This is a genomic window from Streptomyces sp. NPDC044061, assembly GCF_056434305.1.
In genome coordinates, this window is the sequence record NZ_JBWKFL010000008.1 from 281483 (window position 1) to 307740 (window position 26258).

The 26258-nt window shown below is 72.1% G+C and carries 24 protein-coding genes; 15 read left to right on the top strand and 9 right to left on the bottom strand.

The features are described from left to right. Nucleotides 1-338 precede the first annotated feature (338 nt). Together AC07CM_RS15865 and AC07CM_RS15870 are read left to right on the top strand one after the other, a co-directional pair. Nucleotides 339-4118 (top strand): nSTAND1 domain-containing NTPase, encoded by a 3780-nt coding sequence (locus AC07CM_RS15865; protein WP_478876963.1) that lies wholly within the window; start codon nucleotides 339-341, stop codon nucleotides 4116-4118. Between the two features lie 142 nt (nucleotides 4119-4260). After that, on the top strand, nucleotides 4261-4947 hold the full coding sequence (locus tag AC07CM_RS15870; RefSeq protein ID WP_478876964.1) for a protein-L-isoaspartate O-methyltransferase family protein: 687 nt from the start codon (nucleotides 4261-4263) through the stop codon (nucleotides 4945-4947). A 77-nt stretch (nucleotides 4948-5024) separates the two neighbouring features. On the opposite strand, the gene AC07CM_RS15875 is transcribed toward AC07CM_RS15870, so the two are convergent. Further along, the gene (locus tag AC07CM_RS15875; RefSeq protein WP_478876965.1) at nucleotides 5025-5774 is read right to left on the bottom strand and encodes a PP2C family protein-serine/threonine phosphatase; all 750 of its coding nucleotides are present in this window, start codon (nucleotides 5772-5774) and stop codon (nucleotides 5025-5027) included. A gap of 333 nt (nucleotides 5775-6107) precedes the next feature. Here AC07CM_RS15875 and AC07CM_RS15880 point away from each other — a divergent pair, with 333 nt between their 5' ends. From AC07CM_RS15880 to AC07CM_RS15890, 3 genes are all read left to right on the top strand, one after another. Then, entirely contained in the window at nucleotides 6108-6467 is a 360-nt protein-coding gene (locus AC07CM_RS15880) for a DUF6204 family protein (protein ID WP_478876966.1), read from the top strand. 46 nt (nucleotides 6468-6513) lie between these two features. Continuing rightward, the gene (locus tag AC07CM_RS15885) at nucleotides 6514-6987 is read left to right on the top strand and encodes a MarR family winged helix-turn-helix transcriptional regulator (protein WP_478876967.1); all 474 of its coding nucleotides are present in this window, start codon (nucleotides 6514-6516) and stop codon (nucleotides 6985-6987) included. Between the two features lie 160 nt (nucleotides 6988-7147). Next, on the top strand, nucleotides 7148-8593 hold the full coding sequence (locus AC07CM_RS15890; protein WP_478876968.1) for a hypothetical protein: 1446 nt from the start codon (nucleotides 7148-7150) through the stop codon (nucleotides 8591-8593). A 13-nt stretch (nucleotides 8594-8606) separates the two neighbouring features. On the opposite strand, the gene AC07CM_RS15895 is transcribed toward AC07CM_RS15890, so the two are convergent. Continuing rightward, complete coding sequence (locus AC07CM_RS15895) at nucleotides 8607-9011, bottom strand: pyrophosphohydrolase domain-containing protein (RefSeq protein ID WP_478876969.1); 405 nt, start codon at nucleotides 9009-9011, stop codon at nucleotides 8607-8609. 107 nt (nucleotides 9012-9118) lie between these two features. Here AC07CM_RS15895 and AC07CM_RS15900 point away from each other — a divergent pair, with 107 nt between their 5' ends. Further along, nucleotides 9119-10117 carry a TAXI family TRAP transporter solute-binding subunit gene (locus AC07CM_RS15900; protein WP_478876970.1) on the top strand — a complete coding sequence of 333 codons (999 nt, stop codon included), beginning with the start codon at nucleotides 9119-9121 and terminating at the stop codon, nucleotides 10115-10117. Nucleotides 10118-10165: 48 nt separating this feature from the next. Here AC07CM_RS15900 and AC07CM_RS15905 read toward each other — a convergent pair whose 3' ends face one another. Together AC07CM_RS15905 and AC07CM_RS15910 are read right to left on the bottom strand one after the other, a co-directional pair. After that, nucleotides 10166-11575, bottom strand: a complete 1410-nt coding sequence (locus AC07CM_RS15905; protein WP_478876971.1) for a sensor histidine kinase — start codon at nucleotides 11573-11575, stop codon at nucleotides 10166-10168. A 9-nt stretch (nucleotides 11576-11584) separates the two neighbouring features. Next, nucleotides 11585-12271 (bottom strand): response regulator transcription factor, encoded by a 687-nt coding sequence (locus AC07CM_RS15910; RefSeq protein WP_478876972.1) that lies wholly within the window; start codon nucleotides 12269-12271, stop codon nucleotides 11585-11587. A gap of 296 nt (nucleotides 12272-12567) precedes the next feature. On the opposite strand from AC07CM_RS15910, the gene AC07CM_RS15915 reads away from it, so the two are divergent. The 8 genes from AC07CM_RS15915 to AC07CM_RS15950 all read left to right on the top strand — a co-directional run bounded on the left by AC07CM_RS15915 (nucleotide 12568) and on the right by AC07CM_RS15950 (nucleotide 18874). Continuing rightward, a complete protein-coding gene (locus AC07CM_RS15915) occupies nucleotides 12568-13344 on the top strand; it encodes an amino acid ABC transporter ATP-binding protein (RefSeq protein WP_478876973.1) in 777 nt (258 codons plus the stop codon). 85 nt (nucleotides 13345-13429) lie between these two features. Further along, nucleotides 13430-14266, top strand: a complete 837-nt coding sequence (locus tag AC07CM_RS15920) for a glutamate ABC transporter substrate-binding protein (RefSeq protein ID WP_478876974.1) — start codon at nucleotides 13430-13432, stop codon at nucleotides 14264-14266. Between the two features lie 81 nt (nucleotides 14267-14347). Continuing rightward, nucleotides 14348-15013: an amino acid ABC transporter permease gene (locus AC07CM_RS15925; RefSeq protein ID WP_478876975.1), complete on the top strand. Its 666-nt coding sequence runs from the start codon at nucleotides 14348-14350 to the stop codon at nucleotides 15011-15013. Beyond that, entirely contained in the window at nucleotides 15010-15900 is an 891-nt protein-coding gene (locus AC07CM_RS15930; protein ID WP_478876976.1) for an amino acid ABC transporter permease, read from the top strand. Before AC07CM_RS15925 ends, AC07CM_RS15930 begins: the two co-directional genes overlap by 4 nt. Before the next feature lie 177 nt (nucleotides 15901-16077). Beyond that, nucleotides 16078-17679 (top strand): FAD-dependent monooxygenase, encoded by a 1602-nt coding sequence (locus AC07CM_RS15935; RefSeq protein WP_478876977.1) that lies wholly within the window; start codon nucleotides 16078-16080, stop codon nucleotides 17677-17679. A gap of 116 nt (nucleotides 17680-17795) precedes the next feature. Continuing rightward, nucleotides 17796-17843, top strand: coding sequence for a hypothetical protein (locus AC07CM_RS15940; protein ID WP_309506048.1), 48 nt, complete (start codon nucleotides 17796-17798; stop codon nucleotides 17841-17843). A gap of 72 nt (nucleotides 17844-17915) precedes the next feature. Continuing rightward, on the top strand, nucleotides 17916-18461 hold the full coding sequence (locus AC07CM_RS15945) for a cupin domain-containing protein (RefSeq protein WP_478876978.1): 546 nt from the start codon (nucleotides 17916-17918) through the stop codon (nucleotides 18459-18461). Beyond that, a complete protein-coding gene (locus tag AC07CM_RS15950) occupies nucleotides 18458-18874 on the top strand; it encodes a rhodanese-like domain-containing protein (protein WP_478876979.1) in 417 nt (138 codons plus the stop codon). Before AC07CM_RS15945 ends, AC07CM_RS15950 begins: the two co-directional genes overlap by 4 nt. Nucleotides 18875-18914: 40 nt before the next feature. On the opposite strand, the gene AC07CM_RS15955 is transcribed toward AC07CM_RS15950, so the two are convergent. The 3 genes from AC07CM_RS15955 to recA all read right to left on the bottom strand — a co-directional run bounded on the left by AC07CM_RS15955 (nucleotide 18915) and on the right by recA (nucleotide 23693). Further along, the gene (locus AC07CM_RS15955) at nucleotides 18915-21443 is read right to left on the bottom strand and encodes an ABC transporter permease (protein WP_478876980.1); all 2529 of its coding nucleotides are present in this window, start codon (nucleotides 21441-21443) and stop codon (nucleotides 18915-18917) included. Between the two features lie 294 nt (nucleotides 21444-21737). Then, nucleotides 21738-22565, bottom strand: coding sequence for a recombination regulator RecX (gene recX, locus AC07CM_RS15960; RefSeq protein WP_478876981.1), 828 nt, complete (start codon nucleotides 22563-22565; stop codon nucleotides 21738-21740). A 3-nt stretch (nucleotides 22566-22568) separates the two neighbouring features. Then, complete coding sequence (gene recA, locus AC07CM_RS15965) at nucleotides 22569-23693, bottom strand: recombinase RecA (RefSeq protein WP_478876982.1); 1125 nt, start codon at nucleotides 23691-23693, stop codon at nucleotides 22569-22571. A gap of 293 nt (nucleotides 23694-23986) precedes the next feature. Between recA and AC07CM_RS15970 the strand changes: the two genes are divergently transcribed. Next, on the top strand, nucleotides 23987-24730 hold the full coding sequence (locus tag AC07CM_RS15970) for a hypothetical protein (RefSeq protein WP_478876983.1): 744 nt from the start codon (nucleotides 23987-23989) through the stop codon (nucleotides 24728-24730). Between the two features lie 15 nt (nucleotides 24731-24745). On the opposite strand, the gene AC07CM_RS15975 is transcribed toward AC07CM_RS15970, so the two are convergent. Beyond that, on the bottom strand, nucleotides 24746-25993 hold the full coding sequence (locus tag AC07CM_RS15975) for an AI-2E family transporter (protein WP_478876984.1): 1248 nt from the start codon (nucleotides 25991-25993) through the stop codon (nucleotides 24746-24748). 59 nt (nucleotides 25994-26052) lie between these two features. Further along, nucleotides 26053-26247, bottom strand: coding sequence for a DUF3046 domain-containing protein (locus AC07CM_RS15980; RefSeq protein ID WP_478876985.1), 195 nt, complete (start codon nucleotides 26245-26247; stop codon nucleotides 26053-26055). Between the last annotated feature and the right edge of the window lie 11 nt (nucleotides 26248-26258).

The window sequence follows — 26258 nt, forward strand, 5'->3', positions numbered from 1 at the left end:
CACGCCCGCGTCCCCCCCGGGACGCGGGCCGGCGACACCCCCGTCGCCGCCGGCCCCGTCGTCGCCCGGTTCCGCGCGCGAACCCCGCAACGTCCGTCACGCCGTACGGCAGCGCGGCCGGCACCGTCGCAGGGCGCTGCGCCGCCGAACACGCCACAAGGCTTCTGGACCTGCGCGTTGTTGCGCACCCAGGGCCCCAGGCGTGCAACAAAACTCCCGGCCGTCGGCCGTAGGCGTCGGTCGGCTGGAACCCGCTGGTCACAGATGCGACCGGGGACCACGCGGTGCGAAGGTTGGCCGTCACTGTCGAGCCGACCAGGGCGACCAGGGGGGACGGGATGGGGCGTCGTGAGCGTCCGCTGGATCCGGCGGCCGGGCCGGTCCAGCGCTTCGCGTTCGAGTTACGCAAGCTGCGCCAGGACGCGGGAGGTCCGACCTACCGGGTCATGGCGCAGCGCACGGAGTATTCGGTCGCCACGTTGTCGAGAGCGGCCGCGGGCGAACAGCTGCCGTCGCTGGCCGTGGTGCTGGCCTATGCGCGGGCGTGCGGTGCGGACCCCGAGGAGTGGGAGCGCCGCTGGCACGCGGCGGCCCAGGAGGCGACCGCCGAGCCGACGGACACCGAGGACGCGCACGCCCCCTACCGGGGTCTGGCCCGCTTCGAACCCCGCGACCGGGACCTGTTCTTCGGGCGCGACCAGCTCGTCGCCGAACTGGCCGAACGGGTCCGCAACCGCCGTGTGGTCGCGGTGGTGGGCGCGTCCGGCAGCGGCAAGTCCTCCCTGCTGCGCGCGGGGCTCATCCCCGCTCTCCGCGAGCACGGCTCGTCGCAGCCGCGTCTGGCGGCCGTACGAATCCTCACCCCCGGGCCGCACCCGTCGGCCACCCACGCCGACGCCATGACGCCGAGTCGGGAACCCGGTGACACCGTCGTGGTGGTCGACCAGTTCGAGGAACTCTTCACCCTGTGCCCGGAGCCGGCCGAGCGGGCCGCCTTCCTCGGGCTGCTGGCGGCCGCGGCGGAACCGGAGAGCGGGCTGCGGGTGGTGATCGCGGTCCGGGCGGACTTCTTCGGCCGCTGCGCCGAGCACCGTCCGCTCGCCGCGGCCCTCCGGGACGCCACCCTGCTGCTCGGCCCCATGGGTCCGGCGGAACTGCGCGAAGCCATCGTCAGGCCGGCGGCCGCCGCCGGCCTGATCGTCGAGCGCGCGGTGACCGCACGGATCGTCGAGGACGTCGCGGAGGAGCCGGGCGGACTGCCGCTGATGTCCCACGCCCTGCTGGAGACCTGGCGCCGGCGCAAGGGCCGCACCCTCACGGTCGCCGCGTACGAGGCCGCGGGAGGCGTGCGCGGAGCCCTGACCCGTACCGCCGAGGAGGTGTACACCCGGCTGCCCGCGGAGCAGGCCGAGGCCGCCCGGCGGATCCTGCTGCGACTGATCACCCCCGGTGAAGGGGCCCAGGACACCAGCCGTCCCGCCGAGCCCGCCGAGTTGCGGGCACGAAGCGCCACCGGCCGGCCCACCTACGCGGCGCCGGTACTGGAGCGGCTGGCCCGCGCACGGCTGATCACGCTCGACGGCGACACCGTGCACCTGGCCCACGAAGCCCTGATCACCGCCTGGCCTCGACTGCGCTCCTGGATCGACGCCGCCCGCGACCGGCTCCGTGTCCACCGCCAGATCACCGAGGCCGCCCGCGCCTGGGACGCGCTCGACCGGGACCCGGGGGCGCTGTACCGCGGCACCCGCCTCGCCACGGCCGAGGAGTGCTTCACCGGGCACCGGGAGGAACTCACCCCGGTCGAGGCCGCGTTCCTGGACGCCAGTGTCGGCGCCCGCGAGCAGGAGCGGCGCGCGGCCGCCCGCACCGCCCGGCGCTTCCGGGTCCTGCTGTCCGCGGTGTCCGCCCTGCTGCTGCTCGCGTCGACGGCCGCGGGGATCGCCTTCCAGCAGCGCACGCTGGCCCGCTCCGACCGCGACCGGGCGGTGGCCGAGCAGGTGGTGGCCGAGGCGGGCCAGCTGAACGCGACCGATCCGTCGCTGGCGGCGCGGATGTACGTTGCGGCCCACCGGCTGCGGTCGGACTCCGAGGCCACCGCCGGCCTGCTGGACAGTCAGAACACCGCGCTGTCCACCGTCCTGTCCGGCCACACCCAGGCGGTGTACGCCGTGGCGTTCTCACCGGACGGGCGCACCCTCGCGACGGGTGCCGGAGACGACACGATCCGGCTGTGGAGCCTGGCCGACCCCGCGCACCCGGCCCCGCTCGGCAGGCCGCTGAAGGGGCACACCGACTGGGTGTACTGGCTGCAGTTCTCGCCGGACGGCCACACCCTGGCCAGCGCTAGCCGGGACCGTACGGCACGGCTGTGGGACGTACGGAACCCGCTGCGCCCGCGGGCCCTCGGCCGACCGCTGACCGGCCACCGCGACTACGTCTTCTCCGTCTCCTTCAGCCCCGACGGGCGCACCCTGGCCACCGCGAGCCACGACCGCACCGTACGGCTGTGGGACGTCTCCGACCCCGCGCACGCCAAGGCGCTGGACCGCCCGCTCACCGGGGCGCGCGACTCCGTCGCCTCGGCCGCCTTCAGCCCGGACGGCCGGACGGTCGCGGCCCCCGGCCACGATCACCGGATCCGGCTGTGGAACGTCGCCGACCGCACCCGTCCGAAGCTGTGCGGGAAGCCGTTGGGCGGCCCGGACGTCGTCTACGCGGTCGCGTTCCGCCGGGACAGCCGGCTGATGGCCAGCGTGGGCGACGACCGCAAGGTGCGGCTCTGGGACGTCTCGGACTGTGCCCACGCCAGAGCCCTGGGCACGCCGCTGACCGGGCACGACGGCACCCTGCTCGCGGTGGCGTTCTCGCCGGACGGCCGGATCCTGGCCACCGGCGGCGCCGACCACACCATCCGGCTGTGGGACGTCTCCGACCCGCTGCGCCCGGCGGCCCTCGGACAGCCGCTCACCGGTCATGCCGGGTTCGTCAACTGGGTGGCGTTCAGCCCCGACGGACGGTCGCTGGCCAGTGTCAGCGACGACCACACCGTACGGCTGTGGCACCTCCCGCGCACGGTTCTGGCCGGTCACATCGGGGCCGTCACCAGCGTCGCGTTCAGCCCGGACGGCCGCCGCCTGGCCGGCGCGGGCGACGGGACCGTACGGCTGTGGGACGTCCACGATCCGACCCGGGGCAGGTGGTTGAGCACGCTGCCGGCCGAGCACTCCGCCGAGCGCGTGGCCTTCCACCCACGGGGCCGCCTGCTGGCGAGCGCCGACCGTGACGGCACGGTGCGGCTGTGGAACGTGTCCGACCCCGTGCGTCCCCGGCCCGCCGGTCTCCTCCGCACCGGCGGCGCCGGCCAGGCGGACGTGCTGGCGTTCACCCCGGACGGGCGCGTACTGGTCACGGGCGGGCCCCGGCACAGCCTGCGGCTGTGGAGCGTCACCGATCCCGCACACCCCTCGCTCGGCAGGCCGCTGACCGGGCACATCAGCTTCGTCCACTGGGCGGGCGTCAGCCCGGACGGCCGCGTTCTGGCCAGCACCAGCGAGGACGACAAGGTCCGGCGGTGGGACATCGGCGATCCGGGACGTCCACGGGCGCTGCCGGACATCCGCACGGGCGACACCGGTGGCACCCTGTGGGGCGCGTTCAGCCCCGACGGGCGACTGCTCGCCACCGCGGGGGTCGGCCACGACGTGCGGGTGTGGGACGTCTCGCGCCCCGCGCACCCCACGGCGCTCGGCAGAGCGCTGACCGGTCACACCGGCGCGGTGACCTGGGTGGGTTTCGGCCGGGGCGGCCGCACCCTGGCCGCCGCCGGCGACGACCGGCGCGTCCTGATGTGGGACGTGAGCCACCCGGCTCGTCCGGTCCCGTGGGGCAGGGGGCTCACCGCCGGGCACACCGACGCGATCGCGACCGCCGCGTACCGCCCGGACGGGGGTCTGCTGGCCACGGCGGGACCGGACGGCACGATCTCGCTCACCCCGCTCGGCCTCGACCGGGCGATCCGGCGGATCTGCGCGAGCACCGCCGGCCTTCTCACGCCCGCTCAATGGTCCGACTACATACCGGAACTCCCCTACGCTCCGCCCTGTCCCGGCCGGTGAGGGGCGCGGCCGCCCAGGGCCTCCCTTTCGGATCTTGCCGGGGTCGCGGGGTCCGGCACGCGCGGCCCGGGCACAGGGCGCCGCCGCTCCGAGCCGGCCTGATCCGAAGGACAGGCCCTAGCCTGGTGGTGGTGACCTGACCGTGAGTCCTGTGCCCGAGGTGCCCGAGGATCTCGTGCGGGCCCTGCGAGCCGCCGGGATCGGGAACCAGCGCCTGCTCGATGCCGTGCGGACCACGCCCCGGGCGGGATTCGTCCCGGCCGAAGGAAAGGCCGCCGCCTACCGGGACGTGCCTGTTGCGATCGGGCAGGGACAGGTCACCACACAGCCGTCGCTCTCCGCCCTGATGATCGACAGCCTCGGTCTGGACGGGACCGAGCACGTGCTCGAGGTCGGCACCGGTCTCGGATTCCAGACCGCGCTGCTCGCCCTGCTCGCCGCCGACGTGGTCAGCATCGAGATGCGGCCGGACATCGCCCGGCGGGCGCGCGCGAATCTCGAGCGGCAGGGCGTGTCGAACGTGGAGCTGCGGGTCGGCGACGGCAGCGGGGGCGTTTCCGACCGCGCTCCGTACGACGCGGTCCTCGTGTCGGCCGCGTTCCCGGAGGTGCCCGCGCCGCTGGTCGCCCAGGTTCGGCCGGGCGGCCGTCTGGTGCAGCCGATCGGGCCCGGCGGGCACGAGCGGGTGGTGTGCTTCGAGCGCACCGCTTCGGGGCTGGCACGGTCGCGGGTGCTGACCTCGGCCTGCTTCGTACGGCTGCGGGGCCGGCACGGCTTCCCGCTGGACGAAACGGAACCGACGGGACCGTCAGAACCGCCCTGGGAATGAGGACCTCGTTCGAGAACGAGGCGCTCGCCTCGTCGCCTCGTCGCTCTACGGCTCTTCGGCTCTACGGCTCTACGGCTCTACTCGTCCGAGACCCGTACGACCGCCAGCGTGATGTTGTCCGGGCCGCCCGCCGCGACGGCGGCCTTCCACAGCTCGAAGGCCGCCCGGCTGTCGTCGTGCGCCCGCATCACGTCGTCGAGCACGTCCGGCGGCACCGGATCGGTCAGACCGTCGGTGCAGATGAGGTAGCGGTCGCCCGGCGACAGGGACGCGGCCGTCACATGGGGGCGGATGGCGCGGTAGGCGCGGGTGCCGCCGAGGCACTGGGTGACGAGGGACGTGGTGCGTCGCCCCGGTTCGGGCGGGGGGCTGTCGTCGAGGCTCACCTGGCGCAGTCCGGTGCGGGGAGCCGCGAAGACCTGGCTGTCGCCCACGTTGAACACCAGCACCGAGCCGGGCTGTACGACGGCACCGGCGACCGTCGTCCCCATGGCTGCGAGCTCGCTTCCCTGGTCGTCGCCCGCTGCCTGGTAAACGGCGCGGTTGCAGGCGTTGAGCGCGTCGTGGACGGCGCTCTCGTCGGTCAGGCCGGGACCGAGGGACGCGATCCGGCGGGCGACGAGTGCGCTGGCCACGTCTCCGCCCGGGTGCCCGCCGAGCCCGTCGGCGACGGCGACGACGAGGGGCGTGCCGATCGGGAAGACCAGCGTCTGCGGATTCTCGGTCACCGTGGCGCACAGGGTCCACGGCCCGATGACCAGGCTGTCCTCGTTCCGCTCGCGGATCAGCCCGGGATGGCTCAGCGCGGTCACCGCCACGTACTGCATGGAACGCCACCTGCCTTACCGCATCGGACACACCGCCGGAGGCCGGGCTGACGGGCGGTCACGCGGGCCGTCGACCTCGGTCCGGGCGTGCCACCCTTCCTCCAGTTCTACACCTGTCGTCACCTGTCATCACCTGCGGCGCAAACGCCGCCGGCCGAGCCCTGCCGTCCGGCGACCCGCGCGCGGATCCGAGGGACGTCGACCGCCGCGCCACGGTCCCGCCCGGTCCGCCGGCCTCGGCCTCCGCGGGGTGGCGGCGACCCGTCCGAGTCGGCCGGGTCGCCGCCGGAAACCCGGTGGAGGCGTGCCACCCGGTGTGCCTAGGGTCGCGCAATGAGTACCCGGACCTTCCGTATCACCGTGCGCGGCGTCTTCGACGGCCTCAGCGAGGCCCAGCGGGCCGAACTGCTCGCCGACGCCGAGCGGCACGACGTACTGCGCGCCGCCCACACGCCCGAGGGGCACCTCAGTTACGACATCGCCGCCCGACCCGCCTTCGTCTTCCGCTTCTCGGACACCGGGGAGGATGAGGAGGACATCCTGGAGGCGGCCGAGCGGGCCGAGGAGGCCGCGAAGACGTGGCTGACGGAACGCGGCTACGGCTTCAAGAACCTCAGGTCCGGCGCGGAGGACCTCTCCCAGGCTCCCTTGGGGAAGCGGCAGCGACGCGCAGCCCGTTCGATCGGCCCATGAACTTGAGCAGTCAAGGATCCAGCAACAACCAGGAAGGTAGTGAGTGATGAGCAGCGCCCTGGACGCGTCGCTGCGGCTGGTGCGGGCCCAGGCAGCGCTCGTACGGCGGTTCGACGCCCGGCTGAGCGGGCTGCACGGGGTGAGCCTGGCCGACTTCACGATGCTGCTGCGGCTGGGACAGGCGCCCGGCGGCCGGATGCGCCGGGTCGACCTGGCCGAGGCGCTGGGGCTGACCGCCTCCGGGGTGACCCGGGGGCTGGCTCCCCTGGAGCGGATCGGGCTGGTGACCCGCGAGCCGGACGCCCGTGACGCGCGCGTGGCCTACGCGTCGCTGACCGGGACCGGCCGACGGCGACTGAAGGAGATGCTGGCCACGGCCGACGAGACCGCCGCCGAGGTCTTCACCGGTCCCGGGTGGAACGAGGACGAGATCGGGCTGCTGTCCGCCCTGCTGACCCGACTCGGCGGCACCGGACTCCCGGGTGCGAATCAGCCATCATCAGGCCTGAACTCGCCGTAAGCCAGGTCACGTTGAGATGTGACCGGATTGTGAGGGGTCGGTGCCGAGCGCCATGGCATGCTCATGGCTCGCCACCGAGTTACCGACTGGTTCTACCCATTGGTAGCCCGGCACTCGGCGCTTCCTTCTCGCCACCCCCCCACTTCACCCAGGACCGACCTTGCGCAGACGCACGAGGCACAGGCATGCCCTCCTGCCCGCCTTCGCCGTGACCGCCCTCCTCCTCGCCGCCGGCTGCTCCTCGCCCGCGCCGCACGCCGAACGGCCGGCCACGGGCCACGGCCAGGGCGCCCGCGCCACCGACGCCCCCGCCGGCGGCACCGACCACTCGCTCACCGTCGCCGCGGCCCCGGCCGCCACCGCGACCGCCACCGCCGGACCGTCCGGCTCCGGCCGGCGGGCGCACAGGACCACGCTCGCCGTCAGTTCGTACGACAGCGGGACCCGACGCGCCGTCATCTCCAAGGCGCCGGCGCGGAGCGGGACTTCACGCAACCCGGCGCCCCCCTCCCCCTCATCCCCCTCTCCCTCCGCCTCCGCCGCCCCGCACGAGGCCGCCGTGGGTGACGTCATCGCCAGCGCCCCGGCGCCCGGTGCCCCGCACGGCCTGCTCGCCCGGGTCACCAAGGTGCTCGGCGAGACCGACCGGGGCACGCAGGTGCAGACCGAACCGGCGGCGCTGAACGCTCTGTTGGGGGACGACACGGCGAAGGGCACCGTGCCGGTCGACCCGTCCTCCTTCGCCGTCGACAAGCTGCTACCCGACGTCAAGGTCTCCTGGTCCAAGGCAGGTGACGTGCACGTCGGCCCCAAGGGCGCGACCGTGCCACTCGGCAGCCTTCGGCTCGACGTCGGCGCCGAGGTGCCGACGGCCCAGGGCGCCCCGGCCTCGGCCACCGCCTCGGTGTCCGGGTTCGTCCAGGTGGCCCCGCAGGTGGACTTCAGCTACGGCGGCACCGGAACCGACGCGGCGCCCGGCTCCGCGTACCTCGGTGTGTCCGGCGACTGGACCTCCGGGTGGGCCGTGAAGGGCAGAGCCGCCGCGGCCACCGGCACGCCCCTGCGGATCCCGTTCGCCAAGCTGCACGCCGACCCCGTCCTGCAGGTCGGCCCGGTCCCCGTCGTCGTCAACCTCGATCTGACCTGTTACGTCCAGATCAGCGGCGACGGGCATGTCACCGTCGACGTCGAGCAGAGCCTCAAGGGCGGCTTCAAGGCGGGCGGCACCTTCGGCCCGGCCAAGGGCTGGACGCCGGTCAGCTCCGCCGACATGACGAGCACACCCGTACGGGCCTCCCTGACCACGGCCGGGAACGCCAAGACGGCCCTCGGCGCCGAGGCGTCCGTCGGCCTCTACGGCACCGTCGGTGTCACCGCCGATCTCGCGCCCTACGTGCGTGGCGAGGCCTCCGGGACGGTCACCGCCTCCTCCAACACACCCGGCGCGAAGGCCGAGGGCACCTGGGCCGTGTACGGCGGCGTCGACCTGTCGGGCACCCTGCGTCTCCAGCTCTCCATCTTCGGCACACCGGTACTGCAGCGAAGCGTTCCGCTGGGGTCCCTGCACCGCGAGTGGAAACTGGCGGGCGGCTCACTGTCGTCGTAGGAGCGCCGGTCTATCAGGCGCCGTCAGGTCTCCAGCCCTGGCGGCGCAGGATCGCCGACACGTCCGGCGCCCGGTAGTGCTCGCCCTTGAGGACCTTCCCGTCGGCGCGGCGGGCGACCTCGCCGTCGGGTCCCAGCTTGCTCATGTTGGCGCGGTGGATCTCGGCGATCACCTCGTCCAGGTCGATCCCGTGGACCAGAGCGGTGCCGTAGGCCACGTACACCACGTCCGCCAGCTCGTGCGCGAGCCGGTCCAGCGGGCCCTCGACCGACACCTCGGCGACCTCGGCGGCCTCCTCGGCGAGCAGTTCCCCGCGGTGCGCGGCCAGCCCGGGCGCCACCTCCGTCGGCGAGGTGCGGGTGTCCAGGCCGAAGGCGTTGTGAAATTCGCGGACGAGGCGGGCGGGCGAAGAGCTCATACGGCGACTCTAACGGCCGCCACTGACACCGCCCCCGCGTTCCCGCGGCCGCCGGTGGTGACCCCGGCCCTGGTCAGCCCCGCACACGGCCTGGCAGGATCGCCCGCATGTCCATGTGGTTCACCCGTATCAGCAGGCGCCGGGCGCTGCGGAGCGCGGCCGTCGGCGTCGCGGCCCTCGGGCTGCTGCTGTGGTGGCTGCTGCCGTTGGGCGAGAAGCCGCCGAGCGGGACGATCGTCTTCAGCACGGGTACACCGCGCGGGGTCTACCAGGAGTACGGCGAGCGGCTGCGCACCGAGCTGGGCAGGGACATGCCCGGGCTGAAGGTGAAGCTGCTGAACAGCGCCGGTTCGCAGGAGAACGTCCAGCGGGTGGCGACCGGGCAGGCCGACTTCACGATCGCGGCGGCGGACGCGGTGGAGACGTACGAGCTGCAGCACCGCAGCGGCGCCGACCGGCTGCGCGGTGTGGCCCGGCTCTACGACGACTACGTGCAGCTCATCGTGCCGCGCGACTCGAAGGTGAGCAGCGTCGCGGACCTGCGGCACAAGCGGGTGGCCACGGGGCTGCCCGACTCCGGGGTGCGGCTGATCGCGAACCGGGTGCTCAGGGCCGCCGGCATCGATCCGCGGAAGGACATCACGCCGGTCTCGGAGGGCATAGACACCGGGCCCGACCGGCTGCGGCGGGGCGAGATCGACGCCTTCTTCTGGTCGGGCGGACTCCCCACGAAGGGGCTGGTCGGGCTGGCCAAGAAGTCCGCCTTCAAGTTCGTACCGATCGACGGCGACCTCGTCACCAAGCTGCACGCCGGCGGCGACGCCGCCCGTTACTACCGGGCCACCAACATGCCCGAGTCGGCGTACCCGTGGGTGCAGCACGGCAGTGCGGTGCCGACGATCGCGGTGTCCAACCTGCTGATGACCCGCAAGGACATGGACCCCCGGCTGACCGAGTGGCTGACCCGCACGGTGCTCAAGAGCCGGGACGGGATCGGCGCCCATGTCCACTCCGCCCAGCTCGTCGACCTGCGCACGGCGATCTACACCGACCCGCTGCCCCTGCAGGAGGGCGCCCGCAGCTACTACCGATCGGTCAAGCCCTAGGGTCTTTCCTTCCCGCGACCCCGGCAAGATCCGGAAGAGAGGTCCTGGCTAGGGTGTGTCGTCCGAGTGCCTCGGCACCGACACGGTGACCTGAAGTCCCCGCGGCTCGTGGTGCGCGTAGTCGATCGAGCCGCCGCCCGCCGCGAGCAGGGCACGGGTGATGGACAGGCCGAGCCCCGAGCCCTTGACGTTCTGGTGTCGGCCGCTGCGCCAGAAGCGGTCACCCACACGCGTGAGTTCCTCCTCCGTGAGGCCGGGGCCGGTGTCGGTGACCACGACCGTCGAGCTGTCGCCGTTCGAGGCGACGGTGACCTCGACCGTGCCACCCTCCGGGGTGAACTTCACGGCGTTGTCGATCACCGCGTCCAGGGCGCTGGACAGGGTGATCGGGTCGGCCCAGGCGGTCGTGGGCGGGCAGTCGCCGGCCAGCCGCACACCCTTGGCGTCGGCGGCCGGTGACCAGGCGGCCACCCGCTCCTCGGCCAGCGCCCCGACGTCGGTCAGCCTGAGGTCGGCCGCGGCGTGCTCGGCCAGCGCCAGGTCGAGCAGGTCGTCCAGTACCTGTGCGAGGCGCTTGCCCTCGGTGCGGACCGAGGCGATCTCCTCGTTGCCCTTCGGGAGCTCGAGGGCGAGCAGTTCGATGCGCAGCAGCAGCGCCGAGAGCGGGTTGCGCAGCTGGTGCGAGGCGTCCGCGACGAAGGCCCGCTGCTGCTCCAGCACGTCCTCGACGTTGTCCGCCATCTCGTTGAACGACCGGGCCAGCCGTCTGAGTTCCGGCGGCCCGCCGCCGACCGCGACACGGGACTTCAGGCGCCCGGTGGCGATGTCGTGGGTGGTGGCGTCCAGGATCCGCACCGGCCTGAGCACCCAGCCGGTCAGCCGCAGCGCGGCGCCGACGGCGAGCAGCATCGCGGCGATCTCACCCGCCCCGATGAACAGCCAGCCGCGCAGGATCTGCGACCGCATCTGCCCGGTGGGCGAGTCGGTGACCACGACCGCCACCACGTCCCCGTCCCGGATAACCGGCGAGGCGACGACCAGCCGGCTGCGCTGCCATGGCCACACCTGCCGGGGGTCATGGCTGCGGCGGCTCAGCAGCGCCTCGCCGAACGCCTCCCGGACCTCCCCCGTCTGCGGGACGACCCAGTCGTCCGGGGCGTTGGCCATGGCGGAGCCGTTGTGGTAAAAGACGCCGGCGCGGATGCCGTAGACGCCGTAGTAGCTGTCCAGTTCGCGGCGGAGCGTCTCCTGGCGCTCGTCCGGAGTGGTGCGCCGGGATCCGCGGGGCGCGTCCGTGACGTACTGGGCGAGCGCGGCGAAGCGCGCGGTGTCGTCGATCCGGTCGACGACGACCCGCTGCTGCTGGGCGGCGGCCACGCTGACGGCGAGCGGGACCCCGAGGGCGAGCAGGACGGCCGCCATCAGGACGATGAGCAGCGGCAGGAGCCGTGTGCGCACCCGGCCCCGCTAGGCGGCCGGGGCGACGAGCCGGTAGCCGACGCCGCGTACGGTCTCGATCAGGGCGGGCATGCGCAGCTTGGCGCGCAGGGAGGCCACGTGCACCTCCAGGGTACGGCCCGTGCCCTCCCAACTGGTGCGCCAGACCTCACTGATGATCTGCTCGCGGCGGAAGACGACTCCCGGGCGCTGGGCGAGCAGTGCGAGCAGGTCGAATTCCTTGCGGGTCAGCTGGATCACCGAACCGTCCACGCTGACCTGGCGCGTGGGCAGCTCGATGCGCACGGGCCCGAGTCGCAGCGCGCTCTCGGCGTCCGGTGCGGCCTCCTCGTGGACGGCGCGCCGGCTGACGGCGTGGATCCGGGCGAGCAGTTCCCCGGTGTCGTAGGGCTTCACGACGTAGTCGTCGGCGCCCAGGTTCAGCCCGTGGATGCGGGAGCGGACGTCGGAGCGTGCGGTGACCATGATCACCGGGGTGCTGGTGCGCTTGCGGATCTTGCCGCAGACCTCGTAGCCGTCCTGGTCGGGCAGGCCAAGGTCGAGCAGGACCACCCCGAAACCGGCGCCCTCGGGGACGAGCGCCTGGAGGGCCTCCTCGCCGCTGCGCGCGTGGGTGACGTCGAAGCCGTGCCGCGCGAGGACCGCCGACAGAGCGGCCGCGACGTGGTTGTCGTCCTCGACGAGGAGCAGTCTCATCCCGGCCCCCTCCGGTTCAGCGGTCGTACGGTCATGGTTCTCGTTCGGCTAGTAGGTCATGCGCACGCGCGCGTGCACCATGGAAGTCACGCCGATGGATAAGGACGGCGTCAAGAGGCTTCCGGTTGCCCGCGGCCTGTCGTTACCCGGCCGATACGCGCGCGGGCCCCAAGTGCTACGACATGTGTCCGGTTGCTATCGGATCGTGATGCTCAGATTCCCCTCAGATGTGATGACGCTGGTCACCGGCCATCACTACTGTCCACCGAAACCGAGGAGGACGGAGCCTGAGAGCGATGACCGAAGTATCGGTGGCCAAGGAAGACGTGGCCGCGTCCGGCGAACTGGTCGTCCTGAAGAGCGTCAACAAGCACTTCGGCGCGTTGCATGTGCTCCAGGACATCGACCTGACGATCGCCCGCGGCGAGGTCGTCGTGGTCATCGGGCCCTCCGGGTCCGGAAAGTCGACCCTGTGCCGCACCATCAACCGCCTGGAGACGATCGACTCGGGCACCATCACGATCGACGGCAAGCCGCTGCCCCACGAGGGCAAGGAGCTGGCCCGGCTGCGCGCCGACGTCGGGATGGTCTTCCAGTCCTTCAACCTCTTCGCGCACAAGACCGTGCTCGAGAACGTGATGCTGGGCCAGCTCAAGGTCCGCAGGACGGACAAGAAGCAGGCCGAGGAGAAGGCCCGCGCCCTGCTCGACCGGGTCGGCGTGGGCACCCAGGCCGACAAGTACCCGGCGCAGCTGTCCGGCGGCCAGCAGCAGCGTGTCGCCATCGCCCGGGCGCTGGCGATGGGCCCGAAGGTCATGCTCTTCGACGAGCCGACCTCGGCCCTGGACCCCGAGATGATCAATGAGGTCCTCGAGGTCATGCAGCAGCTCGCCCGGGAGGGCATGACGATGATCGTCGTCACCCATGAGATGGGCTTCGCACGTTCGGCTGCAAACCGAGTCGTCTTCATGGCGGACGGCCGCATCGTCGAACAGGCTGCGCCCGACCAGTTCTTCAGCAATCCGCGCAGCGACCGGGCCAAGGACTTCCTGTCGAAGATCCTGCACCACTGACGGCACCCGAGCCCCGGCGCCCGGACCGGCCGGGGTCACCCGCCCCTCAGGACCTCGTTCCTTCACCACTCAAAGGATGTTCACCATGAAGCTCCGCAAGGTCACCGCCGCCTCGGCAGTCGTACTCGCCCTTGCCGTGTCCGCGACCGCGTGCGGCGGCGACAAGAAGGACGACAACAGCTCCTCCGGTGGCGGCAAGAAGATCACCATCGGCATCAAGTTCGACCAGCCCGGCATCGGCCAGAAGACCCCGCAGGGCTACTCGGGCTTCGACGTCGACGTGGCCACCTACGTCGCCGGGAAGCTCGGCTACAAGCCGGACCAGATCGAGTGGAAGGAGTCGAAGAGCGCCGACCGCGAGACGATGCTGCAGCGCGGTGACGTCCAGTTCATCGCCGCCTCCTACTCGATCACCCCGGAGCGCCAGCAGAAGGTCGACTTCGCCGGCCCCTACCTGCTTGCCCACCAGGACGTGCTGATCCGCGCGGACGACAACACGATCAAGTCGCCGTCGGACCTGAACAGCAAGAAGCTGTGCTCGGTGACCGGCTCGACGTCGGCGCAGAACGTCAAGGACAAGCTGGCCCCCAAGGCGCAGCTCCAGCAGTACCCGGCGTACTCGGCCTGCCTGACCGGTCTGCAGAGCAAGGCGATCGACGCCCTGACCACGGACGACTCGATCCTCGCCGGCTACGCCTCCCAGTCCCAGTTCAAGGGCAAGTTCAAGCTCGGCGGCTTCAAGATGACCAACGAGAACTACGGCATCGGCGTCAAGAAGGGCAGCGACCTCAAGGCCAAGATCAACAAGGCCCTTGAGGAGATGGTCTCCGACGGTTCGTGGCAGAAGGCCGTCGCCAAGAACTTCGGCCCGGCCGACTACAAGAACGAGCCCGCCCCGAAGATCGGCGACATCAAGAGCTGAGGCAACGCCCCACCGGCGCGCCGCCGTTCCTGACGGCGGCGGCGCGCCTGGGCATCCCTACACGCGGAAGCGCGGGAGATCGTGTTCGACTTTCTTGACAAGTACGACGTGCTGGGAGCCTTCTGGACGACGGTGCAGCTGACACTGCTGTCCGCCGTGGGCTCCCTGGTCTGGGGCACCTTGCTGGCCGCCATGCGGGTGGGCCCGGTGCCGCTGATGCGCGGTTTCGGCACCGCCTACGTGAACATCGTGCGGAACATCCCGCTCACGGTGATCATCCTGTTCGCCTCGCTCGGCCTGAAGGACACGCTGCGCATCACCCTGGGGTCGGACCAGGTCGACACGACCAGCTTCCGGCTGGCCGTGCTGGGTCTGACCGTCTACACGTCGGCCTTCGTCTGTGAGGCGATCCGCTCCGGCATCAACACGGTGCCGGTCGGGCAGGCCGAGGCGGCCCGGGCCATCGGCCTGAGCTTCACGCAGGTCCTGGGCCTGGTCGTACTGCCGCAGGCTTTCCGCGCGGCCGTCGGGCCGCTGACCAACGTGCTGATCGCGTTGACGAAGAACACGACCGTGGCGGCCGCGATCGGCGTGGCGGAGGCGGCACTCCTGATGAAGGAGATGGTGGAGAACGAGGCACAGCTGCTGCTGATCTCCGCGATCATCGCCTTCGGATTCTGCTGTCTGACGCTCCCGACCGGCCTGATCCTCGGCTGGGTGGGCAAGAAGGTGGCGGTGAAGCGATGAGTTCGGTCCTGTACGACGCCCAGGGCCCCCGGGCCAAGCGGCGCAACATCCTGTACACGGCGGGATTCCTCGTCGTGCTCGCGGCCGTCCTGTGGTGGGTGTACAAGGGTCTTGATGACAAGGGCCAGCTGGAGTGGGTGCTCTGGAAGCCGTTCTTCAGCTCCGAGGCGTACACGACGTACATCTGGCCCGGTCTGCAGAACACCCTGAAGGCCGCGGCCCTGTCCATGGTCATCGCCCTCCCGCTGGGCGCCGTGCTCGGCATCGCCCGCCTCTCGGACCACGCGTGGATACGCATCCCGGTCGCCACGGTCGTCGAGTTCTTCCGCGCGATCCCCGTGCTGGTCCTGATGATCTTCGGGCTCGCCCTGTTCGCCAAGTACACCGACGTCAGTTCGGACGACCGTCCGCTGTACGCAGTCGTCACCGGCCTGGTGCTGTACAACGCGTCGGTGCTCGCGGAGATCGTCCGCGCGGGCATCCTCGCCCTGCCGAAGGGCCAGTCCGAGGCCGCCATGGCGATCGGTCTGCGCAAGAACCAGGTGATGCGGCTCATCCTGCTGCCGCAGTCGGTCACGGCGATGCTCCCGGCGATCGTCAGCCAGCTCGTCGTGATCGTGAAGGACACGGCACTGGGCGGCGCGGTCCTGACCTTCCCGGAACTGCTCGCCTCGGCCAATCCGATGAGCGGCTACTACGGCGCCAACACCATCGCCTCCTTCACCGTCATCGCCTTGATCTACGTGATCATCAACTTCTCGCTGACCTCGTTCGCGAGCTGGCTGGAGCGCCGGCTGCGGCAGCGCAAGAAGTCGACCGGCGCGGTGCTCGGCGTCGACGACACGGCGGGCATCGCCGGCGCGGCGGGGACGGGAATCGCGGCCTGACACCCGATCAGACCCGAATGCACCACCCGGAGGCAGTGGCATGATCGCCACTGCCTCCGTTCGCTTGACGCAAACTCTGCCAATGGGTTGCATACGTTCTGTGATCGTGCACCCCGCTCCGCCTTCCTGTTCACTTGTGACCGTCAGGGCATCGTCACGGGCAGGGGGCGCCGCGTCATGGACCCGGTGATCATCGTCGGAGCGGGGCCCGTCGGGCTCACGCTCGCCCTGGCGCTGGCCCGTCACGAGGTGCCGACCGTCGTACTGGACGAGGGTCCCGGCAAGGACGAGCCACGCCCGGCACGCACCGTCGTGCTGCGCGAGGACACCGCCGCCCTGGTGGAGCGGCTGACCCAAGTGGCGCTCGGTGACCACGGCCTGAGATGGGCCGGATGGCGGTCCGTGCGGCGCAAGCAGGTGATGAGCGAGGTCACCTTCGGCGAGGGCGATCCCGGCCCGCTGCACATCGCCCAGCACGTCCTCACGGGCGCCCTGCGCGCCGCCGTCGCCGACGAACCGCTGGTGAGGCTGGTGGCGGACAGCCGCCTGGACTCGATCGAGCAGGAGCGTTCCGGCATCACCGCGCACACCCGAGGCCCCAAGGGCACCTGGTGGCGTGGCAGTTACCTGGTCGGCTGCGACGGTCCCCGCTCGACCGTGCGCAAACTGCAGGACATCCGCTTCCCGGGCCGTACGGCGGTGGAGCGACACGCGGTCGCCACACTGCGGACGGAACTTCCGTGGGAGGGCCGCGCGTTGCTCCATCGGACACCGTCGTGGCGCCAGTCCGGGCCCTCGGCCGGGGAGGTGACCGCCCGCCCCCTCCCGGACGGCGTGTGGCGTCTGGACTGGCTGCTGCCGCCGGGCAAGGACCTGGTCACGCCCGAGATCCTGGTGTCCCGGATCCGCGAGACCCTCACGGGCTGGACCGAGGGCTCCACACCGGCGTACGACCTCCTCGACACCGGTGTCCACATGGTGCACCACCGGCTGGCCCGGCGCTGGCGCGCCGGTCGGGTCTTCCTCGCCGGGGACGCGGCCCACCTGCTCGGCGCGCTCGGCACCCAGGGGCTCGACGAGGGCCTCCGCGACGCCGAGAACCTGGCCTGGAAGCTGGCCCCGGCCTGGCACCACGGGCACCACGAGGCACTGCTCGACAGCTACCAGGCCGAGCGGCGCGCGGTGGTCGCCGCCCGGCTGCGCGCCGCCGACCAGGTGCTGCCGGTGCTCCGCGGCTCGGGCGGGCTGCGCCACATCGTCCCCGGCACGGCCCGGGGCCACGACGTGCTGCTGGTGGACGGTCACTTGGGGCGCGGCGCGGTGGGTGCGCCGGGGGCGTACGCTGACTCACCGCTCGCGCCCCGGCACCTGGAGGGGGAGATCCCGGTCGAGACCCAGCCCGGCGCACCGGTCACGGATGTTCGGGTCACGGCGGAGGACGGTTCCTTCGTACAGCTGCGCGACCGGCTGGGCCGCGGCGCGCTCCTCGTCGTACTGATCGCGCCGGGCACGGGCGTGTGGGACCGCAAGCACTGGGTGTCCGCCGGGGTCATGCCCCGGCTCGCGGCCGCGGTGGCGGCGCTTCCGCACCCGGCCGAGCTGCTGGTCGCCGAGGAGTACCCGGGTGCGCCGGCGCACAGCGTGCTGCTCGTGCGCCCCGACGGCCACCTGGTCACCTCGCTGAGCGGGGTGCGTCCGGCCGATCTGTACGCGGCGGCGGAGGCGACCGTGGGCGGCGCCGTGAAGGAGGAGGCGGAGGCCGGCTCCGGCGCGCGCTGACCGTGTGCCCCGTCACCCTCCGTCCACATGGTGACGGTGAGTTGACCGGAGTGCGGCAGCGTGCTGTACTCCGGATCGTGACCGACACCTGTGTGCGCCTGTGGCGGAGGGTCCATATGGACCTCGTCCGCTACGCGGGCTGCGTGTGTCGACCGTCCTGCTGAATTTCGCTCCCCTTCTTTCCCCTTCCGGGCGCCGCCGTGCGCCCGTTCGGCGAACCCTTCAGGACGGTGCACGTGTCTGTCTCCCACCCTGCGTCCCCCGCTGCCCCCACCGGTGCCGCCGACTCGGCGCCGACCCAGGCGGACCTCCTCGACTTCGTGCGGCGCACGGCCGCCGACACCGAGCTGATCGCCTCGCTTCCACTGGACCTCGAGGGCCGCACCTGGGTGCGGCTGGAGGGCCCCGGCGGCAGCGAGGCCTGGCTGATCGGCTGGCCGCCCGGCAGCGGTACCGGCTGGCACGACCACGCCGACTCGGTCGGCGCCTTCCTCACCGCGGCGGGTGAGCTGAAGGAGTACTCCCTGGCCGCCCGGCTGCCCACCGACGGCTGGAAGACCCTGGAACTCGCCGAGGACGTGGACCGCGAGCGCCGGCTGACCGCCGGACAGGCCCGCTCCTTCGGCCGTCACCATGTGCACGAGGTCCTCAACGAGTCCCCCGACCGTCACGCAGTCTCCGTCCACGCCTACTACCCGCCGCTGCCGCGCATCCGTCGTTACAGTCGCACGGGCCAGGTGCTGCGCCTGGAGCAGGTCGAGCGTCCGGAGGACTGGCAGTGAGCGGCACGGGCACACGGCCGGTCGGCATCGACGACCTGCTGGAGCGGGTCCGCTCGGGCTACCGGCGCATCGAGGCGGAGCAGGCGCACGAGGCGGCGCGCAGTGGTGAGGCCCTGCTGGTCGACATCCGGTACGCGGCCCTGCGCGAGCGGGACGGGCTGATCCCGGGCGCCCTCGTCATCGAGCGCAACGAACTGGAGTGGCGCCTCGACCCGCAGGGCAGCCACCGGGTCCCCGAGGCCACCGGCCACGATCTGCGCGTCGTCGTCGTCTGCAACGAGGGTTACGCCTCCAGCCTGGCCGCGGCCTCCCTCCACCAGCTCGGCCTGCGCCGAGCGACCGACCTGGTGGGCGGCTTCCAGGCGTGGCGGGCAGCGGGGCTGCCGGTGGAGCCGGTGAACGACTGCCGGTAACTCGGCGGCGGGGCGGTGTCGTTCGCCGGCGGTCCCGGTCCTACTCCTTCGCCGTGGCCACCGTCACCGCCGGGACACGAAGCGCGACGCGCCCGGAAATGGCACTGGACACGAGCGCGAGGAAGGCGGCGACCGCCACCACCGTGACATGGAGCAGGGGTGTGACCGTGGGCGCGGCCCGGCCGGTCATGCCCAGGCTGAACGCGGTGAGTACGGCGAGGGTGATGCCACTGCCGAGCGCGGTGGCGAGCAGCAGCACGGACAGCACCTCGGTGCGCAGCACACGCAGCACCTGGCGGCGGGTCGCTCCGGCGAGACGGAGCAGGGCGAACTCCCGAACACGCTCCGCGACCGACATGGCGAGGGTGTTGACGACCGCGATCGCGGTGAAGGCCAGGACGAGCCCCATGGCCAGATGGTTGACCTCGGCGTTCGCCTGCTGCCGATCGGCCTGGAGGGAGTCCGCGGCGGCGGGCGAAAGAACACGCAGACCCGGGAACTCACGCAGTGTAGTCGCGAGTTGTGTCTGTGTACGGGTCGTGCCGACGAGGACGGAGGAGGCGAGCGGGTTGTCGACGTGGCGGGCGACGAGGTCGTGGGCGAGGGTGAGGTCGCCGAAGCCGAGACCCCGGGCATAGACGGCGGCCACGGTGAGCGTGGCGGGCGTGCCGTCGCCGAGCGTGAGTTTCAGGGTGCTGCCGGGCTTCAGGTGGTGCTGGTCCGCGGCCGGTTCACTGACGGCGACGGTGCCCGGGGCGAGACCGTCGAGGGAGCCGGCGGTGACCTTCGGGTCCCAGGTGCGGGTCAGGCCGGCCGGTGTCACGCCCTGGGCGGAGTACTTGTCGAGGCCCACGCGGACGTTCGTGCGGACCACCTCGGTGACGGTGTCGTGCTGCTCGCGCAGCCGCCTTGCGGCCTCGCCGGGGACGCCGGGCCCCTGGGCGGCGACGACCCAGTCGGCGGTGACGCCCTCGCGTGCCTGGGCCCGGGCGGCGTCGCCGAGGGTCGACTGAACGAACAGCACGGTGCAGGTCATGCCGATGAGCAGGGTGAGGGGGGTGACGACGGAGGCCATCCGGGTCGCGTTGCCGCGCAGGTTGGCGGTGGCGAGACGCCCGCCGTGTCCGGTGAGCCGCAGGGGCAGGGCGAGCAGCAGCGCGGCCGCCTTGACCAGCAGCGGGCCGAGCAGGGCGACGGCGGTGGACAGGACGATGACGGCGAGGAAGGTCACGGGAGTCGAGGCGGGCTCCGTGCGCAGGGAGGTGAGGACGGCCACGAGAACGACTCCGCCGGCGAGCAGCAGCAGACCGGCGACGATACGGCCCCAAGCGGGCCGGGTGCGCTCGGTCCCGGCCTCCGCCAGGGCTTCCGCCGGGCGGATGCCGGCGATCCTGCGGGAGGCGATCCGGGCCGCGGTCCAGGCACCCAGCAGGGTGGCGGCGAGGGCGGCGAACGGCGGGAAGACGCTGGTGGTGTGCTGGAGCGTGACGGGTACGGCGCCCAGGGCGACGAACCGGGAGTGCAGCCAGCCGCCGAGCGGCAGCCCGAGCAGCGCACCGGCGGTGCCCGCCGTCGCGCCGATGATCAGTGCCTCGCGGCGCAGCAGGGTGCGGATCTGACCGGGCGTGGCGGCGATGGCACGGAGCAGGGCGAGTTCGCGGTGGCGCTGCTGGACGGTGAGCGCGAAGGTGCCGACGACCACGAGCACGGCCACCAGCAGCGAGGTACCGCCCATCGCGCCGCCCATGCTGACCAGCCGGGTGCGCGCGGCGGCCGCGTCCAGGAACTCGACGGGACCGCGGGCGTCGCCGATGCTGACCTGCGCGGTGGTGCCGTGCAGCGCCCGTGCCACGCCCTGACGCACCGTCTCCGGGTCGGCTCCCTCGGCGGGGAGCACACCGAACGCGGTGACCTGCCCCGGGTGCGCGGCCAGCCGCCGGGCCTCGGCGGTGGAGAAGAACAGGGACGTCTGGTGGCGTACGAGCGTGGCCGGTGCGGCGACACCGGTGACGCGGTAGCTGCGCGGGGACCGTGTCGACTGCACCGTGAGGCGGTCGCCGGGACGGAGGTGGGCGCGGGCGGCGAGGTCGTGGTCGATGACGAGGTCGCCGTCCGCCGTGGGGGCGCTGCCCTCGGTCAGCCGGTAGGGCGTCAGCGCGGCGGAGTCCCAGGCGTGCCCGTAGGCGGTACGGCCGCCGGTGCCGGCCGGGGTCAGCGGCTGCGCGAGGAAGGTCAGTTCGGGGACGACCCGGGCAACGCCGGGGGTGCGGGCGAGGGTTGTCCCCAAGTCCGCGGAGAGCCAGGCGCGTTCGGCGATGGGCTTCGCCTTGTGCTTGACCTTGGTCTTGCCCTGCTTGTGCTTCACCGTGGTGTGGTGGACGTTCTGGTCGGCGGAGACCACGACGGCAGCGGCGGCGTAGCGCTCGGTGCGGATCGTGCCGCGCAGGCCGGTCTCGAGGAGGCTGCCACAGGCGGTGATCAGGGCGGCCGCGCACATCAGGGCGAGGAACGCGCCGAGGAAGCCTGCCTTGCGGGCGCGGAGGGTCTGAAGGGCGTAACGCAGCATCATGGGGGCGGGCTCTCTTCTGTTGCGCGTCTCGGAGTCCGTACGCCTTCCGGCCTCGGCGTGGGCCGTGTTCCGGAGCGTGAGTACACCCTCGCCCTGACAGGGGTCCGGGAGCACTGCGGTGGCCCGGCGTCTTCAGCGGGGGTTAACCCCACCTCCATCCGATTTCCGCCATGCCCATGTCAATAATGAGCCCATGCGGCGCCGGCCAGCCGGCGATCGCATGACGGTGAGCCGCCGCCCCGGGCGACAGGTTAGCGCCGGCCGGGCGGTCGCCGTCGGCCGGGCGCCCGGCTGTCAGAATCCCTCGTCCTCGAGGAACTCAGTGTCCTCGCCCTCTTCCTCCAGAGCCTGCCGGACGACGCGGAGGGCCAGGCCCTCGGGGTAGCCCTTGCGGGCGAGCATGCCGGCCAGACGCCGGAGCCGCTTGTCGCGGTCGAGGCCACGGGTGGCCCGCAGCTTGCGGGCGACCAGTTCGCGGGCGGTCGCCTCCTCCTGCTCGGAGTCGAGCTGGGCGACGGCCTCGTCGATCAGCACGGAGTCGACACCCTTGGTGCGCAGTTCCCGGGCGAGCGCGCGCCGGGCGAGCCCCCGGCCGTGGTGCCGGGACTCCACCCAGGCGTCCGCGAACGCGCCGTCGTCGATGAGTCCGACCTCCTCGAACCGGGACAGCACCTCCTCGGCCACGTCCTCGGGGATCTCCCGCTTGCGCAAGGCGTCCGCGAGCTGCTTGCGGGTGCGCGGGGTCCCGGTGAGCAGGCGCAGACAGATCGCCCGCGCCTGCTCAGCCGGGTCCCCTGAAGACGCCCCCCGCTCGGCCCTCGACGAGGAAGGGGCGCCTTCGCCCTCACCGGACGGCTCCCCGAAGCCGCCCCGCCGACGTCCGCGTCCCCGGCCGCCGCGCGATCCGGCGGCACCGCGGGAGCGGCGGCCGGGCGAGCCTCCCCCGTGGGGCTCGCCGTCCGGGTGCGGGCCGTCTCCGTGTCCGTCGTGCCCTTCTTGACCGCCGCCCCCGTATCCGTCGTCACCGGCCGTGGCGGAGCCCGGGTCACCCCCGGCGCCCGTCCCCCGTGGGGCACCGGGGGTGGCGTACTCGTACTCGGCCCAGTCGGTTCGTCGTGTCACGGGTCAGCTCTTGGCTGCGGCGGCCTTGGGCTTGGTGGCCTTGGCGGCTGCAGGGGCGGCCGCCGTCTTGGCGGCGTCGTCGGTCGCGGTGGTCACCGCCGCGTCCGCGCCCGGCTCGGCCGCGGGCTCCGGCCGGACACCCACACCCAGCTTCTCCTTGATCTTCTTCTCGATCTCGTTGGCCAGGTCAGGGTTGTCCTTGAGGAAGTTGCGAGCGTTCTCCTTGCCCTGGCCGAGCTGGTCGCCCTCGTACGTGTACCAGGCGCCGGCCTTCCTGACGAAGCCGTGCTCCACGCCCATGTCGATCAGGCCGCCCTCGCGGCTGATGCCCTGGCCGTAGAGGATGTCGAACTCGGCCTGCTTGAAGGGCGGAGCGACCTTGTTCTTGACGACCTTGCAACGGGTGCGGTTGCCGACCGCCTCCGTGCCGTCCTTCAGGGTCTCGATGCGGCGGATGTCAATACGCACCGAGGCGTAGAACTTCAGGGCACGACCACCGGTCGTGGTCTCCGGCGAACCGAACATCACGCCGATCTTCTCGCGGAGCTGGTTGATGAAGATCGCGGTGGTCTTGGACTGGTTGAGCGCGCTGGTGATCTTCCGCAGCGCCTGGCTCATCAGACGGGCCTGCAGACCCACGTGGCTGTCGCCCATCTCGCCCTCGATCTCCGCGCGCGGGACGAGCGCGGCGACGGAGTCGATGACGATCAGGTCGAGGGCGCCGGAGCGGACCAGCATGTCCACGATCTCCAGGGCCTGCTCGCCGTTGTCGGGCTGGGAGAGGATCAGGTTGTCGATGTCGACGCCCAGCTTGCGCGCGTACTCGGGGTCGAGGGCGTGCTCGGCGTCCACGAACGCCACCTGGCCGCCGGCCTTCTGCGCGTTGGCCACGGCGTGCAGGGTCAGGGTCGTCTTACCGGAGGACTCCGGCCCGTAGATCTCCACGACACGGCCGCGCGGCAGGCCGCCGACGCCGAGGGCGACGTCGAGTGCGGTCGACCCGGTCGGGATGACCTCGATGGGCTCCATCGACCGCTCGCCCATGCGCATGACCGCGCCCTTGCCGAATTGCCGTTCAATCTGTGCGAGCGCGGCGTCGAGCGCCTTCTCGCGGTCGGTACCTGCCATGGGTTCCACCCGGTTTGCTTGAGTCGATCGCTTCACGTCAAAGACGCTAACGCCTGCCACTGACAATGCGCCCCGACGTCGGCCCGGCCTGTGGATAACAAGGGAACATCTCGGCCCAAACCGCGTCGAAATACCCCGTCGAGTGCCTCGCCTGAACCTCCATAAGAATGGATGTTCGATTTTGGTGTCAAGCGCACCACGCTCCCCCGGCACGCCGCTACTCCCGCCGTCGTAGGGCGGGTGTCTTCGGCCGGACGACGACCGCGCGGGGCGCTCCCGGGAGCCTGGGGGCCATGAAGAATCCACCCCGCGCCGAGCGCCTGTGCCAGGCGACCGGTCTGCTCCTCGTTCTCTCCGGCCTCGCGCACCTGCTGGTGTTCGCGGTCGACGGCGGCCCCTGGGACGGCCCCGTCTCCTGGCGCAAGCCCGTCACGTTCGGGCTCTCCTTCGGGGTGACTCTGATCGCGATCACCTGGGTCACGTCGTACCTGCGGGTGGGGCCGCGGCTGCGCACCGTCCTGCTCGTCGTGTTCGCCGTGGACTGCGTGGTGGAGGTCGGCGGCATCACCCTTCAGGCATGGCGCCGGGTGCCCTCGCACCTGAACACGGAGACGCCCTTCGACACGACGGTGTCCATGACGCTCGCGGTGGGAGGCGGGGTCCTGGTGGCGCTGCTCACCGTCTTCGCCGTCGCGTCCTTCCGGCACCGGCCGGCGGGCCCCGCCGGCATGCCGCTGGCGGTGCGCGCGGGGTTCGCGATCCTGCTCGTGGCGCTGGCGTCGGGTGCGGCGATGATCGCGCGCGGTGTCGTACTGACGCGGACCGGCCACCAGGAGGCCGCCTTTCACTCGACGGCCCCGCTCAAGCCGCTGCACGGGGTGAGCCTGCACGCCGTCGTGGTGCTGCCGCTGCTGGCCTGGCTGCTGTCCCGCAGCTCCTGGAGCGAGCGGGCGCGGTGGCGGATCGTGGCCGCCGCGACAGGCTGCTACGCGGCGGCCGTCGCGGGCGCCGGGGTGTGGGCGGCCCTCACGTACTGACCCAGGCGCGGCCTCCTACGAGGACTCCTCCGTGCTGGGCCGCCGTTCCCACAGCCGTCGTAGGCGCGTGGCCGCTCCGGGGCCGCTCCGCCCTCGCACGCGGTGCCCCTGCACCCGGGGATCGTCCGTGACGGCGTACCGCTTCACGTACGCCCCCAGGAACGCCTGCAGCGTGGCGACCGCCGGGATGGCGATCAGCGCGCCGACCGCGCCCAGCAGCGCGGTACCCACGATCACCGAGCCGAAGGCGACCGCCGGGTGGATGTCGACGGTCTTGGAGGTCAGCTTGGGCTGCAGCATGTAGTTCTCGAACTGCTGGTAGACCACGACGAAGACCAGCACCCACACCGCGTACCAGGGGTTCACGGTGAACGCGATCAGCATCGGCAGCGCGCCCGCGAGGTAGGTGCCGATGGTCGGGATGAACTGCGAGACGAGGCCGACCCAGACACCGAGCACGGGCGCGTACGGCACCCCCAGGGCCTGCAGCAGGATGTAGTGCGCTATCCCGGAGATGAGCGCCATCAGGCCGCGCGAGTAGAGATAGCCGCCCGTCTTGTCGACGGCGATCTCCCAGGCGCGCAGCACCTCGGCCTGGCGGGCCGGCGGCAGGACGGAGCAGAGCGCGCGGCGCAGCCGGGGGCCGTCGGCGGCGAAGTAGAACGAGAACAGCGCGACGGTGAGCAGCTGGAAGAGACCGCCGAGCACCTGGGCGGACACGTCGAGGACCCCGGCCGCGCTGTTCTGCGCGTACTTGCGCAGCCAGTCGGAGTGCAGGAGGCCTTCCTGGACGTCCACCCTTCTGAGGTCCGTGTGGAACCTCTGGTTGATCCAGCTGATGACCGAGTCCAGGTAGTCCGGGAAGCCCTCGACCATCTTGATGATCTGGCCGGCCAGCATGGAGCCGAGCAGCGTGACGAAGCCGGCGACGACGATCGTCAGACCGAGGAAGACCAGGAAGGTGGCGAGCCCCCTGCGCATGCCGCGAGCGGCCATCCGGCTCACCGCGGGCTCGATGGCCAGGGCCAGGAAGAACGCGATCAGAATGTTGATCAGCAGTCCGGTCAGCTGGTGGAAGGCCCAGCTGCCCAGCTGGAACGCGGCGATGAGCGCGAGGGCGAGCACCATGGCGCGCGGCAGCCAGCGCGGCATGCGGCCCGCCGGAGCGGCGGCGTCGTCGGCCGGGGTCCGGGCGGGCGGCGTCGTAACGGTCGGGGATGCTGCGTGCCGGGCGGCCGGCTCGTTGTCGTCAGTGGGTGCCACGGGCCAAGTCTCGCCCACGCCACCGACAGCCTGCTGCCACCCGGGATCCTCGGGGCCGGTCAGCGCTTCTCCCCGGGCACGTTCATGACCGAGCAGACCACGTGCCAGACGTCCTTGGCCTCCCAACCGGCGTCCAGCGCCTCGTGCACCGTACGCTCGCCGAGCTCCGACATCACGTGATCGCGCGCGAAGGTGTCGGCGTACCCCGGACCGAAGTGTTCCGCCATCCGCTGCCAGAAGACCGTCAACCGCATGACACCAGTAT